This window comes from Streptomyces sp. NPDC021749 (genome assembly GCF_040640655.1).
In the GTDB taxonomy this organism is placed as follows: Bacteria; Actinomycetota; Actinomycetes; order Streptomycetales; family Streptomycetaceae; genus Streptomyces.
The window spans coordinates 37,102-50,437 of record NZ_JBFACE010000045.1; the positions used below are offsets into that span (position 1 = coordinate 37,102).

Here is a 13,336-nt window from a genome sequence, read left to right on the forward strand (position 1 = left end):
CCACTGCGTCTTCTCCGCAGGGAGCCTCCGCAAGCCCCACCAGTCTGGGGATGCCCGCGCTCCCCGCCCCCGACTACCCGGCCGACGTCCGGGCCCGGCTGGAGGCGGACGCCAAGGAGGTGATCGCCCGCTACCCCGGCCCGCGCTCGGCGCTGCTGCCGCTGCTGCACCTCGTCCAGGCCGAGGACGGGCACGTCACCCGCACCGGCATCCGCTTCTGCGCCGAGCTGCTGGACCTCACCACCGCCGAGGTCACCGCCGTCTCGACGTTCTACTCCATGTACCGGCGCAAGGCCGGCGGCGACTACCAGGTCGGGGTCTGCACCAACACCCTGTGCGCGGTGATGGGCGGCGACGCCATCTTCGAGGAGCTCCAGGAGCACCTCGGCGTCGGCAACGGCGAGACCACCGAGGACGGCGCCGTCACCCTCGAACACATCGAGTGCAACGCCGCCTGCGACTTCGCGCCCGTCGTGATGGTCAACTGGGAGTTCTTCGACAACCAGACGCCGGAGTCCGCCCGGCGGCTCGTCGACGACCTGAGGGCCGGCCGGCCCGTCGCACCCACCCGCGGCGCGCCGCTGTGCACCTTCAAGGAGACCGCCCGCATCCTCGCCGGCTTCCCCGACGAGCGGCCGGGCGCCACCGCCGCCACCGGGAGCGCCGGGCCCGCCTCGCTGATCGGGCTCCGCCTGGCCAAGGGGGAGGCCGCGCCCGGCCGCGGCGCCGGCGCGGACCACGTCGTGTCGCCCCGTACCGGAGAGGGCGGCCGGCCCGACGAGGGCACCGCGGGGGAGCCCCCCAGCGGCCACCCCCGGGAGGAGGCGCCCGCGGGGCACCCCAGCTCCCACGACGCCCCGCAGGAAACCTCGGACTCCGACGCAGACCACCCTGCCGGGCCCACCGCTAAGGAGGGGGAGTGATGACCGTGGCAGCCGAATACGGCGGCTCCTCCCGGCCAACGGCCGGGGGAGAGGCCAGCCCCGAGAAGCTCCTCGTGCCCGTCCTGTCCGCCCTCTGGGACCAGCCCGAGTCCTGGACGCTGGAGACCTACCGCCGGCACGAGGGCTACGAGGGCCTGCGCAAGGCGCTCGCGATGTCCCCCGACGACGTCATCGCCTACGTCAAGGACTCCGGTCTGCGCGGCCGCGGCGGCGCGGGCTTCCCCACCGGAATGAAATGGCAGTTCATTCCGCAGGGCGACGGCAAACCGCACTATCTCGTTGTCAACGCCGACGAATCGGAGCCGGGGACCTGCAAGGACATCCCCCTCCTCTTCGCGAACCCGCATGCCCTCATCGAAGGGATCGTGATCGCCTGTCACGCGATCCGTGCGCACCACGCCTTCATCTACCTGCGCGGTGAGGTCGTACCCGTCCTGCGCCGGCTGCACGAAGCCGTGCGCGAGGCCTACGCGGCGGGCTTCCTCGGAAAGAACATCCTCGGGTCGGGACTCGACCTGGACGTGATCGTGCACGCGGGCGCCGGCGCGTACATCTGCGGTGAGGAAACCGCGCTGCTGGACTCCCTGGAGGGCCGTCGCGGACAGCCCCGGCTGCGTCCTCCCTTCCCTGCGGTGGCCGGCCTCTACGCCTGCCCCACTGTCGTCAACAACGTCGAATCCATCGCGTCGGTTCCCGCGATCCTCAACAAGGGAAAAGACTGGTTCAGGTCGATGGGCAGCGAGAAGTCCCCGGGCTTCACGCTGTACTCGCTCAGCGGCCATGTCGCCAACCCCGGCCAGTACGAAGCCCCGTTGGGCATCACCCTGCGCCAGCTGCTCGACATGAGCGGCGGGATGCGCCGCGGCCACCGGCTGAAGTTCTGGACGCCCGGCGGCTCCTCCACGCCGATGTTCACCGACGAGCACCTCGACGTGCCCCTCGACTACGAAGGCGTCGGCGCGGCCGGCTCGATGCTCGGCACCAAGGCGCTGCAGTGCTTCGACGAGACCACCTGCGTCGTGCGGGCGGTCACCCGCTGGACCGAGTTCTACGCCCACGAGTCCTGCGGCAAGTGCACGCCCTGCCGTGAAGGGACGTACTGGCTGGTGCAGTTGCTGCGCGACATCGAGGCGGGCAATGCCCAGCCGGCCGACCTCGACAAGATCGCCGACATCGCCGACAACATCAACGGCAAGTCGTTCTGCGCGCTCGGCGACGGCGCCGCCTCGCCGATCTTCTCCTCGCTCAAGTACTTCCGCGAGGAGTACGAGCAGCACGTCACCGGCAAGGGCTGCCCGTTCGACCCCGACAAGTCGACCCTGTGGGCCGACGACGACGCTCACCTGGGGGTGAATGCATGACCGTCACCACTACGGGGTCGAGCAGCGGCGCCGCCGCGGTCCCCCCGGAAGACCTCGTCACCCTGACGATCGACGGCATCGAGATCTCCGTCCCCAAGGGGACGCTGGTCATCCGCGCCGCCGAACTCCTCGGCATCGAGATCCCGCGCTTCTGCGACCACCCGCTGCTGGACCCCGCGGGCGCCTGCCGGCAGTGCATCGTCGAGGTCGAGGGCCAGCGCAAGCCCATGGCGTCCTGCACGATCACCTGCACCGACGGCATGGTCGTCAAGTCGCAGCTGACGTCCCCGGTGGCCGAGAAGGCGCAGCGCGGCGTGATGGAGCTGCTGCTGATCAACCACCCGCTGGACTGCCCGGTCTGCGACAAGGGCGGCGAGTGCCCGCTGCAGAACCAGGCGATGCAGGTCGGTGAGCCGGACACGCGCTTCGAGGGCAAGAAGCGCACGTTCGCCAAGCCGGTGCCGATCTCCACCCAGGTGCTGCTGGACCGCGAACGCTGCGTGCTGTGCGCGCGGTGCACCCGCTTCAGCAACCAGATCGCCGGCGACCCGATGATCGAGCTGGTCGAGCGCGGCGCGCTCCAGCAGGTCGGCACCGGGGAGGGCGACCCCTTCCAGTCGTACTTCTCCGGCAACACCATCCAGATCTGCCCGGTCGGCGCGCTCACCTCGGCCGCGTACCGCTTCCGCTCCCGCCCCTTCGACCTGGTGTCGTCGCCGTCGGTGTGCGAGCACTGCGCGGGCGGCTGCGCGACGCGCACCGACCACCGGCGCGGCAAGGTCATGCGGCGGCTGGCCGCCAACGACCCGGAGGTCAACGAGGAGTGGATCTGCGACAAGGGGCGCTTCGCCTTCCGGTACGCGCAGCAGCGTGACCGGCTGGAGCACCCGTTGGTGCGCAACGCGGAGTCCGGGGAACTGGAGCCGGCGAGCTGGCCGGTTGCCCTGGAGGCCGCGGCCCGCGGACTGGCCGCGGCCAAGGGCCGTACCGGTGTGCTGACCGGCGGCCGGCTGACCGTCGAGGACGCCTACGCGTACGCCAAGTTCGCCCGGATCGCGCTGCACACCAACGACATCGACTTCCGGGCGCGGGTGCACAGCGCCGAGGAGGCGGACTTCCTGGCCGCCCGGGTCGCCGGCCGCGGCCGCGACCTCGGGGGCGGCGGGGTCACGTACACCGCCCTGGAGAAGGCGCCGGCGGTGCTGTTGGCGGGCATCGAGGCGGAGGAGGAGGCGCCCGGCGTCTTCCTGCGGCTGCGCAAGGCCCACCGCAAGTACGGTCAGCGCACCTTCGGGCTCGCCGCCTACGCCTCCCGCGGGCTGATCAAGGCCGGCGGGACGCTGCTGCCGGCCGCGCCCGGCACCGAAACGGAATGGCTGGACGCGCTGGCCGGCAATGAGGGACACGCCGCGGCCGAGGCGCTGCGGGCGGACGGCGCGGTGATCGTCGTCGGTGAGCGGCTGGCGGCGGTGCCGGGCGCGTTGACCGCCGCGGTGCGCGTCGCCGCCGCGACCGGCGCGCAGCTGGTGTGGATCCCGCGGCGGGCGGGCGAACGCGGGGCCGTGGAGGCGGGCGCGCTGCCCGGTCTGCTGCCCGGTGGCCGGCCGGCCACCGACCCGCGGGCCCGCGACGAGGTCGCCGCCGTCTGGGGTGTGGCCGCGCTGCCGCACCGGCACGGCCGGGACACCGGCCAGATCATCGAGGCCGCGGCGACCGGTGAGCTGAGTGCGCTGCTGGTGGCCGGTGTCGAGGTCGCCGACCTGCCGGACCCGGCCCGGGCGCTGACCGCCCTGGACGAGATCGGTTTCCTGGTCAGCCTGGAGTTGCGGCCCTCCCAGGTCACCGAGCGGGCCGATGTGGTCCTCCCGGTGGCGGCCGTGGTGGAGAAGGCCGGAACGTTTCTCAACTGGGAGGGCCGGGCCCGGCTGTTCGAGGCCGCGCTCAAGCCCGACCAGATGACCCGCCGCCATCTGCTGCCGGACTCCCGGGTGCTGCACATGCTCGCCGACGCCCTCGACGTCCACCTGGCGCTGCCGGACGTCGCCTCCGTACGCCGCGAACTGACCCGGCTCGGTACCTGGGGCGGCCCGTACGCGGGCGACCCGCTGGAGATCGGGCAGCCGCTGCCCCGGACCGGCGCCGGTGAGGCGGTGCTCGCCGGGCACCGGCTGCTGCTGGACCAGGGCGTCCTCCAGGAAGGCGACGAGGCACTGGCCGGCACCCGGCACGCGGCCGTCGCCCGGCTGTCGGAGGCCACCGCCGCCGAGACCGGGGTCAAGGACGGCGACCTGCTGGCGGTCAGCGGGCCGGCCGGTTCGGTGCGGCTGCCGCTGCAGGTGACGCCGATGCCCGACCGGGTGGTGTGGCTGCCGCTCAACTCCACGGGCGGGGGCGTGGCCGCCGACACCGGTGCGCGCCCCGGCGAACTGGTGAGGATCTCCGCCGCCCCGGGCACGCCGAAGCCGGCCAAGGAGGTGGACGCATGATGCAGCTCGGTCAACTGGCCTCCGCGCAGACCGCGCTGGCCCAGGAGGACCTGTCGATGTTCGGCCGCGACCCGTGGTGGCTGGTCGTCATCAAGGCGGTCTTCTGCTTCGCGTTCCTGATGCTGACGGTGCTGTTCTCCATCGTGTGGGAGCGCAAGGTCGTCGCCTGGATGCAGTTGCGCATCGGCCCCAACCGGCACGGGCCCTGGGGCATGCTCCAGTCGCTCGCCGACGGCATCAAGCTGATGCTGAAGGAGGACCTGGTCGTCCGGCGGGCCGACAAGGTCGTCTACGTCCTCGCGCCGATCGTGGCGGCCATCCCGGCGTTCATGGCGATCGCGGTGATCCCCTTCGGCCCGGCCGACAACGAGGTCTCGATCTTCGGCCAGCGCACCACGATGCAGCTGACCGACCTGCCGATCGGCGTCCTCTACATCCTGGCCACCGCGTCGGTCGGCATCTACGGCATCGTGCTGGCGGGCTGGTCCTCCGGCTCGACGTACCCGCTGCTCGGCGGTCTCCGCTCGTGCGCGCAGATGATCTCGTACGAGATCGCGATGGGCGCCGCCTTCGCCTCGGTCTTCCTGTACTCCGGGTCGATGTCGACCTCCACCATCGTGGAGTCGCAAGCGAACAGGTGGTACGTCCTGCTGCTGCCGGTGTCGTTCCTCATCTACATCGCGACGATGGTGGGGGAGACCAACCGGGCGCCGTTCGACATGCCGGAGTCCGAGGGCGACCTGGTCGGCGGCTTCAACACCGAGTACTCGTCCATCAAGTTCGCGATGTTCATGCTCGCCGAGTACGTGAACATGGTGACGGTCTCGGCGGTCGCGACCACCCTCTTCCTCGGCGGCTGGCGGGCCCCGTACCCGATCTCGGCGTTCTGGGAGGGCGCCAACCACGGCTGGTGGCCGATGCTGTGGTTCACGATCAAGGTCCAGCTGCTGCTGTTCTTCTTCATCTGGCTGCGCGGCACGCTCCCCCGGGTGCGCTACGACCAGCTGATGAAGCTGGGCTGGAAGGTCCTCATCCCCCTCTCGCTGGTCTGGCTGATGCTCGTCGCCACCGTCCGGGCGCTGAAGAACGAGGGCTACGACTTCTCCCAGATCGTGCTCTACGTCGCCGGCGGCGCGGTCGTGCTGCTGCTGATCTCGCTGCTCGTGGACTTCTTCCGGCGCGGTGCGGTGGAGGAGGAGCCGGACGGTGAGGGCGCGTTCGACCCGATGGCCGGCGGGTTCCCGGTGCCGCCGCTGCCCGGTCAGAGCCTGCCGCCGGTGCCGCGCCGACGCCCGCGCCATGACCGTGAGTTGATTGTCAGTGGTCGGATGGACACTGTCAGTGACGGAAACGAAACCGACGGAAAGGGGGGCGACGGTGCCTGAGTTCCAGAACCCCGTGGCCGGCTTCGGCGTGACCTTCAAGGCCATGTTCAAGAAGCGGCTGACCGAGCAGTACCCGGAGGAGAAGAAGCCGACGGCGCCGCGTTTCCACGGCCGCCATCAGCTCAACCGCCATCCCGACGGGCTGGAGAAGTGCGTCGGCTGCGAGCTGTGCGCCTGGGCCTGCCCGGCGGACGCGATCTACGTCGAGGGCGCGGACAACACCGACGAGGAGCGCTACTCCCCGGGCGAGCGCTACGGCCGCGTCTACCAGATCAACTACCTGCGCTGCATCCTGTGCGGCCTGTGCGTGGAGGCCTGCCCCACCCGCGCACTGACCATGACCAATGAGTACGAACTCGCCGACCGGTCCCGCGCCTCGCTCATCTACACCAAGGAGGAGCTGCTCGCCGGCCTGGAGGACACGATGGTCGACACGCCGCATGCGATCCACCCGGGCATGACGGAGAAGGACTACTACAGCGGCCTGGTGACCGAGGCCGCCCCGGGGACGGTCCGTCAGGTCGCGGTGTCCAAGGGGGAGCAGCCCCAGGAGGCCGCCGCCACGACCGGCCCGCAGGAGCCCGCCGCGCGGGAGGTGACCGAGCGATGATCTCCCTGGCCGCCGCGGCCTCCACCGGTGAGGCCGTGCAGTTCTGGCTCCTGGGCACCGTCGCCGTCGTCGGCGCCCTCTGCACGGTCCTGATGAAGCGGGCCGTGCACAGCGCCCTGTCGCTGGCCGGCACCATGATCGTCCTGGCGGTCTTCTACCTCGCCAACGGTGCGTACTTCCTCGGCGTCGTGCAGATCGTCGTCTACACCGGCGCGATCATGATGCTGTTCCTGTTCGTGGTCATGCTGGTCGGCGTCACCGCGGCGGACTCTCTCAAGGAGACGCTCAAGGGCCAGCGCTGGCTCGCCGCCGGACTGGGCCTCGGCTTCGGCATCCTGCTGATCGCCGGCATCGGCAACGCCTCGCTGAAGGAGTTCAACGGCCTGGGCGAGGCCAACGCCGGCGGCAACGTCCAGGGGCTGGCCGCGCTGATCTTCACCAAGTACGTCTTCGCCTTCGAGATCACCGGCGCCCTGCTGATCACCGCGGCCGTCGGCGCGATGGTGCTCACCCACCGGGAGCGCACCGAGCGCGCCCGGACCCAGCGCGAGCAGTCCGAGGCCCGTGTCCGCGAGGGCAAGCAGGTGCCGCCGCTGCCCGCCCCCGGGGTCTACGCCCGGCACAACGCCGTGGACATCCCCGGCCTGCTGCCCGACGGCACCGCGTCCGAGCTGACCGTCAGTCCGACGCTGCGCGCCCGCGGCCAGCTCCGGGACGTCTCCCGCGAGTCGCTCGCCGACCTGAAGGCGCTGGAGCGGCGCTCCGAGGAGTGGCTGGGCCGCGGCTCCGGTGAGGAGCCCGAAGCCCCGCCGTCCGGCGGCGCGTCGCCCAAGGAGCACAAGGAGGGCGCCAAGAAATGAACCCGGTCTACTACCTGTACCTCGCCGCCCTGTTGTTCACCATCGGCGCGGCCGGGGTGCTGATCAGGCGGAACGCCATCGTGGTGTTCATGTGCATCGAGCTGATGCTCAACGCCTGCAACCTCGCCTTCGTCACCTTCTCCCGGCTGCACGGGAATCTGGACGGCCAGATCATCGCCTTCTTCACGATGGTCGTCGCCGCGGCCGAGGTCGTGGTCGGCCTGGCGATCATCGTGACGATCTTCCGCACCCGTCATACGGCCTCGGTCGACGACGCCAGCCTGATGAAGCTGTAAGGGGTCGCCCAAAGTGGAGAACTTGATCGCGCTGCTCGTCGCGGCACCGCTGGTCGGTGCGGCCCTGCTGCTGTGCGGCGGAAAACGGCTCGACCGCACCGGCCACTGGATCGGCACGCTCTTCGCGGTGGCCTCGTTCGCCGTCGGGGTGGCGCTCTTCGCCGACATGCTCGGCAGGAGCGCCGACCACCGGACGCTGCACCAGCACCTGTTCAGCTGGATCCCGGTCGGCGGCTTCAGGGCCGACGTCGCCTTCCAGCTCGACCAGCTGTCCATGACCTTCGTCCTGCTGATCACCGGCGTCGGCTCACTGATCCACGTCTACTCGATCGGCTACATGGAGCACGACGAACGGCGCCGCCGCTTCTTCGGCTACCTCAACCTCTTCCTCGCGGCGATGCTGCTGCTCGTCCTCGCCGACAACTACCTCCTGCTGTACGTCGGTTGGGAGGGCGTCGGCCTCGCCTCGTACCTGCTGATCGGCTTCTGGCAGCACAAGCCCAGCGCGGCCACCGCCGCCAAGAAGGCGTTCCTGGTCAACCGCGTCGGCGACATGGGCCTGTCCATCGCGATCATGCTGATGTTCACGACGTTCGGGACGTTCGCGTTCGGCCCGGTGCTGGCGTCCACCGGCGCCACCTCCGAGGGCAAGCTCACCGCCATCGGACTGATGCTGCTGCTGGCCGCCTGCGGCAAGTCGGCCCAGGTGCCGCTGCAGTCCTGGCTCGGGGACGCCATGGAGGGCCCCACCCCGGTCTCGGCCCTGATCCACGCCGCCACGATGGTCACCGCCGGCGTGTATCTGATCACCCGCTCCGGGGCGATCTTCAACGCCGCACCGGACGCCCAGACCGCGGTCGTCGCGGTCGGCGCGGTCACCCTCCTCTTCGGTGCGATCGTCGGTTGCGCCAAGGACGACATCAAGAAGGCCCTGGCCGGCTCGACGATGTCGCAGATCGGCTACATGATCCTGGCCGCCGGCCTCGGCCCCATCGGCTACGCCTTCGCGATCATGCACCTGGTCACCCACGGCTTCTTCAAGGCGGGCCTCTTCCTCGGCGCCGGCTCGGTGATGCACGGCATGAACGACGAGGTGGACATGCGCCGCTACGGCGGCCTGCGGAAATACATGCCGGTCACCTTCGTCACCTTCGGCCTCGGCTATCTGGCGATCATCGGCTTCCCCGGCCTGTCCGGCTTCTTCTCCAAGGACAAGATCATCGAGGCGGCGTTCGCCAAGGGCGGCACCGAAGGCTGGATCCTCGGCGGCGCGGCCCTCCTGGGCGCCGCGATCACCGCGTTCTACATGACCCGGGTGATGCTGATGACGTTCTTCGGAGAGGAGCGCTGGCGCAAGGCACCCACCCCGTCGCCCGACCGGCCCTCCGTCGAGCCCGCGGCCGAGACCCGGGGCGAGTACGCTCCGCCACACCCGCACGAGTCGCCGAAGGTCATGACCCTCCCCATGATCGTGCTGGCCATCGGATCGGTCTTCGCCGGCGGCCTGTTCAGCCTCAACGAGGCCTTCGTGAAGTGGCTGGAGCCGGTCACGTCCTTCGCACACGGCCACTCCCCGGTCAGCGCCACGACCGTCACGGCCGCCACCATCGCCGTCCTCCTCCTCGGCGTCGGCGTCGCCTGGCTGATGTACGGCCGCCGGCCCGTCCCGTCGCTCGCCCCCCGCGGCTCGCTGCTCACCCGCGCCGCCCGCCGCGACCTCCTCCAGGACGACTTCAACGACATCGTCTTCGTCCGCGGCGGCGGCCACCTGACCACCACCCTCGTCCAGCTCGACCACACCCTGGTGGACGGCGCGGTCAACGGCACGGCCGCCGCCATGGGCGGACTCTCCGCCCTGCTGCGCCAGTTGCAGAGCGGCTTCGTCCGCTCCTACGCGGTCCAGATGCTGGGCGGGGCCGCCGTACTCGTCGCCGCGACCCTGCTGATGAGGGGTGTCTGAGCCATGTCGTTTCCCCTGCTGACGGCGACGGCCGTGGTACCGGCGATCGGCGCGATCGCCACCGCCGCGCTGCCCGCCGCCAAGCGCACCGCGGCCAAATGGCTCGCGCTGCTGTTCTCCCTGCTCACCTTCGCGCTGGCCCTGATCGTCGCGTTCCGCTTCGACCCCGGCGCCCAGGGCCCCTTCCAGCTCACCGAATCACACGCCTGGATCAGCGACTTCGGGGTCCGCTACGAACTCGGCGTCGACGGCATCGCGGTCGCCCTGATCGCGCTGACCGCCCTGCTCGTCCCGTTCGTCATCCTGGCCGGCTGGCACGACGCCGACCCGCTGGAGGAGGCCACGCCCAACCGGCGCTGGCGGCCCACCCAGGGCTTCTTCGCGCTGATCCTCGCCGTCGAGGCGATGGTGGTGATCTCCTTCGAGGCCACCGACGTCTTCCTCTTCTACATCTTCTTCGAAGCCATGCTGATCCCGATGTACTTCCTCATCGGAGGCTTCGGGGACCGCGCCGGCGCCGACGGCGAGGAACGCTCCGCCGACCGCAGGTCGCAGGCCGCGGTGAAGTTCCTGCTCTACAACCTCGCCGGCGGACTGATCATGCTGGCCGCGGTCATCGGGCTGTACGCCGCCACCGCCGACCAGCTCGGCACCGGCACCTTCTCCCTGACGCAGATCGTCGAGGCCCGCGCGGCCGGCCGGCTGGACCTCGGCGCCACCACCGAACGCCTGCTGTTCCTCGGCTTCTTCTTCGCCTTCGCCGTCAAGGCCCCGCTCTGGCCGCTGCACACCTGGCTGCCCGGTGCCATGGGCGAATCAACCGCCCCCGTCGCCGTGCTGATCACTGCGGTGGTCGACAAGGTCGGCACCTTCGCCATGCTCCGCTTCTGCCTCCAGCTCTTCCCGGAGGCCAGCAGCTGGGCCACCCCCGTCATCCTGGTCCTCGCCCTGATCAGCATCGTCTACGGCGCCCTGCTCGCGGTCGCCCAGCGGGACATCAAACGGCTGATCGCCTACGCCTCGATCTCCCACTTCGGCTTCATCATCCTGGGCATCTTCGCCATGACGTCCCAGGGACAGGGCGGCGCCACGCTCTACATGGTCAACCACGGCATCTCGACCGCCGCCCTGATGCTGGTCGCCGGCTTCCTCATCAGCCGCCGCGGCTCCCGGCTCATCGCGGACTTCGGCGGCGTCCAGAAGGTCGCCCCCGTCCTCGCCGGCACGTTCCTGATCGGCGGCCTGGCCACCCTCTCCCTGCCCGGCCTGGCCCCGTTCGTCAGCGAATTCCTCGTCCTGGTCGGCACGTTCAGCCGCTACCCGGTCATCGGCGTCATCGCCACCCTCGGCATCGTCCTCGCCGCGCTCTACGTCCTCGTCCTCTACCAGCGGACGATGACCGGGCCGGTGAAGAGCGAGGTCAGCACCATGCCCGACCTGCGAACCCGGGAACTGGTGGTGGTCGCGCCGCTGATCGCGCTGCTGCTCTTCCTCGGCGTGTACCCCAAACCGCTCACCGACCTCGTCAACCCGGCGGTCGAGCACACCCTGTCCGTCGTGGACAAGAAGGACCCCAAGCCCACTGTGCAGGTGAACGCCGTGCCCGGCAGCGGCCGGACCGGACACGCCGCGAGTGATCAAGATGTGGAGGCCGCGAAGTGAGTTCCGTGGCAAGTGTCCACAGCCTGTGGACAGCGGCGGCCGGAGCGCCGGGCAAGATCCCGGGGCCGCACATCGAGTACGCCCAGCTCTCACCCACCCTGATCGTCCTCGGCGCCGCGGTGCTCGGCATCATGATCGAGGCCTTCGTCCCGCGCCGCAGCCGCTACTACTCCCAGCTGCTGCTGTCCCTGGTGGCGCTGGCCGCCGCGTTCGCCGCGGTGATCGGACTGGCGGCCGCCGGATTCGGCTCGTCCAAGGCCCATGTCGCCGCGATGGGCGCCGTCGCCGTCGACGGCCCCGCTCTGTTCCTCCAGGGCACGATCCTGCTGGTCTCCCTGATCGCGGTCTTCACCTTCGCCGAGCGCCGCCTCGACCCGGCCGCGCATGGCGCACATGTGGACTCCTTCGCCGCCCAGCCCGCGGCCGTCCCCGGCGGCGCCGCCGAACAGGCCGCCGTCAAGGCCGGGTTCACCACCACCGAGGTCTTCCCGATCCTGCTCTTCGCGGTCGGCGGCATGCTGATCTTCCCGGCGGCCAACGACCTGCTGACGCTCTTCGTCGCGCTGGAGGTCTTCTCCCTCCCGCTGTACATCCTGTGCGCACTGGCCCGCCGCCAGCGGCTGCTGTCGCAGGAGTCCGCGCTCAAGTACTTCCTCCTCGGCGCGTTTTCCTCCGCCTTCCTCCTGTTCGGCATCGCCCTGCTGTACGGCTACGCGGGCACGGTGACGTACGCCGGCATCGCCGAGGTGGTCTCGGACGGAGCCAAGCAGATCGACCCGGCGCTGGCCGGCACGATGAGCAATGACGCACTGCTGCTGATCGGCGGCGCGCTGGTGCTGATGGGCCTGCTGTTCAAGGTCGGCGCGGTCCCGTTCCACATGTGGACCCCGGACGTCTACCAGGGCGCCCCGACTCCGGTCACCGGCTTCATGGCGGCCGCCACCAAGGTCGCCGCGTTCGGTGCGCTGCTGCGGGTGCTGTACGTCGTCCTGCCGGGCATGCGCTGGGACTGGCGGCCGGTGATGTGGGGCGTCGCGATCATCACGATGCTGGGCGGTGCGATCGTCGCCATCACCCAGACCGACATCAAGCGGCTGCTGGCGTACTCCTCCATCGCGCACGCCGGGTTCATCCTCGCCGGTGTCATCGCCACCAGTAAGGACGGCGTCTCCTCGGTGCTGTTCTATCTGGGCGCCTACTCCTTCGTGACGCTCGGCGCGTTCGCCGTCGTGACCCTGGTGCGGGACGCGGGCGGCGAGGCCACCCAGCTCTCCAAGTGGGCCGGCCTCGGCCGGCGTTCGCCGCTGGTGGCCGCGGTCTTCGCGGTGTTCCTGCTGGCCTTCGCCGGCATCCCCCTGACCTCCGGGTTCGCCGGTAAGTTCGCGGTCTTCAAGGCGGCCGCGCAGAGCGGCGCGGGCTGGCTGGTGGTCGTCGGTGTGATCTCCTCCGCCATCGCCGCGTTCTTCTACATCCGCGTCATCGTCCTGATGTTCTTCAACGAGCCCAAGGCCGAAGGCCCGACCGTGGCGGTGCCCAGCCCGCTGACCTCCACGGCCATCGCCATCGGCGTCACCGCCACCCTGGTCCTGGGCCTGGCACCGCAGTACTTCCTCGACCTGGCCGGGCACGCGGGAGTCTTCGTGCGCTGAACGGTATGCGCTGAACGGCGGGAGGCCGGCCCTCGGCCCGGCCGATCGCCGGCCCGGCACCGCGGAGGCTTCCGTGGTGCCCGCGGCAACGGCCGCCGTCCGGAGCCCTCGGGGGTTCCGGAC

General features: G+C 70.5%; 10 protein-coding genes. All 10 read left to right on the forward strand.

Going from position 1 to position 13,336, the window contains the following annotated elements:
- Nucleotides 1-50: 50 nt before the first annotated feature.
- Genes nuoE through nuoN form a run of 10 tightly spaced genes read left to right on the forward strand, consistent with a single transcriptional unit; the run spans nt 51 to nt 13,213 of the window.
- A complete protein-coding gene (nuoE, locus tag AB0G35_RS31550) occupies nt 51-923 on the forward strand; it encodes an NADH-quinone oxidoreductase subunit NuoE (RefSeq protein ID WP_360956514.1) in 873 nt (290 codons plus the stop codon).
- Nucleotides 923-2,305, forward strand: a complete 1,383-nt coding sequence (gene nuoF / locus AB0G35_RS31555; protein ID WP_360956516.1) for an NADH-quinone oxidoreductase subunit NuoF — start codon at nt 923-925, stop codon at nt 2,303-2,305. The genes nuoE and nuoF overlap by 1 nt, the downstream gene beginning before the upstream one ends.
- Complete coding sequence (locus tag AB0G35_RS31560) at nt 2,302-4,791, forward strand: NADH-quinone oxidoreductase subunit G (protein WP_360956518.1); 2,490 nt, start codon at nt 2,302-2,304, stop codon at nt 4,789-4,791. Before nuoF ends, AB0G35_RS31560 begins: the two co-directional genes overlap by 4 nt.
- Nucleotides 4,791-6,176 carry an NADH-quinone oxidoreductase subunit NuoH gene (gene nuoH / locus AB0G35_RS31565; protein WP_360956565.1) on the forward strand — a complete coding sequence of 462 codons (1,386 nt, stop codon included), beginning with the start codon at nt 4,791-4,793 and terminating at the stop codon, nt 6,174-6,176. Before AB0G35_RS31560 ends, nuoH begins: the two co-directional genes overlap by 1 nt.
- Nucleotides 6,169-6,786, forward strand: coding sequence for an NADH-quinone oxidoreductase subunit NuoI (gene nuoI, locus AB0G35_RS31570; protein WP_360956520.1), 618 nt, complete (start codon nt 6,169-6,171; stop codon nt 6,784-6,786). Before nuoH ends, nuoI begins: the two co-directional genes overlap by 8 nt.
- Complete coding sequence (locus AB0G35_RS31575) at nt 6,783-7,646, forward strand: NADH-quinone oxidoreductase subunit J (protein WP_360956522.1); 864 nt, start codon at nt 6,783-6,785, stop codon at nt 7,644-7,646. The genes nuoI and AB0G35_RS31575 overlap by 4 nt, the downstream gene beginning before the upstream one ends.
- Nucleotides 7,643-7,942 (forward strand): NADH-quinone oxidoreductase subunit NuoK, encoded by a 300-nt coding sequence (nuoK, locus tag AB0G35_RS31580; protein WP_030283548.1) that lies wholly within the window; start codon nt 7,643-7,645, stop codon nt 7,940-7,942. The genes AB0G35_RS31575 and nuoK overlap by 4 nt, the downstream gene beginning before the upstream one ends.
- A gap of 13 nt (nt 7,943-7,955) precedes the next feature.
- Nucleotides 7,956-9,902 (forward strand): NADH-quinone oxidoreductase subunit L, encoded by a 1,947-nt coding sequence (gene nuoL, locus AB0G35_RS31585; RefSeq protein ID WP_360956525.1) that lies wholly within the window; start codon nt 7,956-7,958, stop codon nt 9,900-9,902.
- Nucleotides 9,903-9,905: 3 nt separating this feature from the next.
- Nucleotides 9,906-11,564 (forward strand): NADH-quinone oxidoreductase subunit M, encoded by a 1,659-nt coding sequence (locus AB0G35_RS31590; RefSeq protein ID WP_360956527.1) that lies wholly within the window; start codon nt 9,906-9,908, stop codon nt 11,562-11,564.
- Nucleotides 11,561-13,213 carry an NADH-quinone oxidoreductase subunit NuoN gene (nuoN, locus tag AB0G35_RS31595; RefSeq protein ID WP_360956529.1) on the forward strand — a complete coding sequence of 551 codons (1,653 nt, stop codon included), beginning with the start codon at nt 11,561-11,563 and terminating at the stop codon, nt 13,211-13,213. Before AB0G35_RS31590 ends, nuoN begins: the two co-directional genes overlap by 4 nt.
- Nucleotides 13,214-13,336: the final 123 nt, after the last annotated feature.

What these genes read in the sequence shown, in the direction of transcription:
- nuoE (WP_360956514.1), top strand. Translation starts at nt 51, where the DNA reads ATGCCCGCGCTCCCCGCCCCCGACTACCCGGCCGACGTCCGGGCCCGG.
- nuoH (WP_360956565.1), top strand. Translation starts at nt 4,791, where the DNA reads ATGCAGCTCGGTCAACTGGCCTCCGCGCAGACCGCGCTGGCCCAGGAG.
- AB0G35_RS31590 (WP_360956527.1), top strand. Translation starts at nt 9,906, where the DNA reads ATGTCGTTTCCCCTGCTGACGGCGACGGCCGTGGTACCGGCGATCGGC.
- AB0G35_RS31575 (WP_360956522.1), top strand. Translation starts at nt 6,783, where the DNA reads ATGATCTCCCTGGCCGCCGCGGCCTCCACCGGTGAGGCCGTGCAGTTC.
- nuoK (WP_030283548.1), top strand. Translation starts at nt 7,643, where the DNA reads ATGAACCCGGTCTACTACCTGTACCTCGCCGCCCTGTTGTTCACCATC.
- AB0G35_RS31560 (WP_360956518.1), top strand. Translation starts at nt 2,302, where the DNA reads ATGACCGTCACCACTACGGGGTCGAGCAGCGGCGCCGCCGCGGTCCCC.
- nuoF (WP_360956516.1), top strand. Translation starts at nt 923, where the DNA reads ATGACCGTGGCAGCCGAATACGGCGGCTCCTCCCGGCCAACGGCCGGG.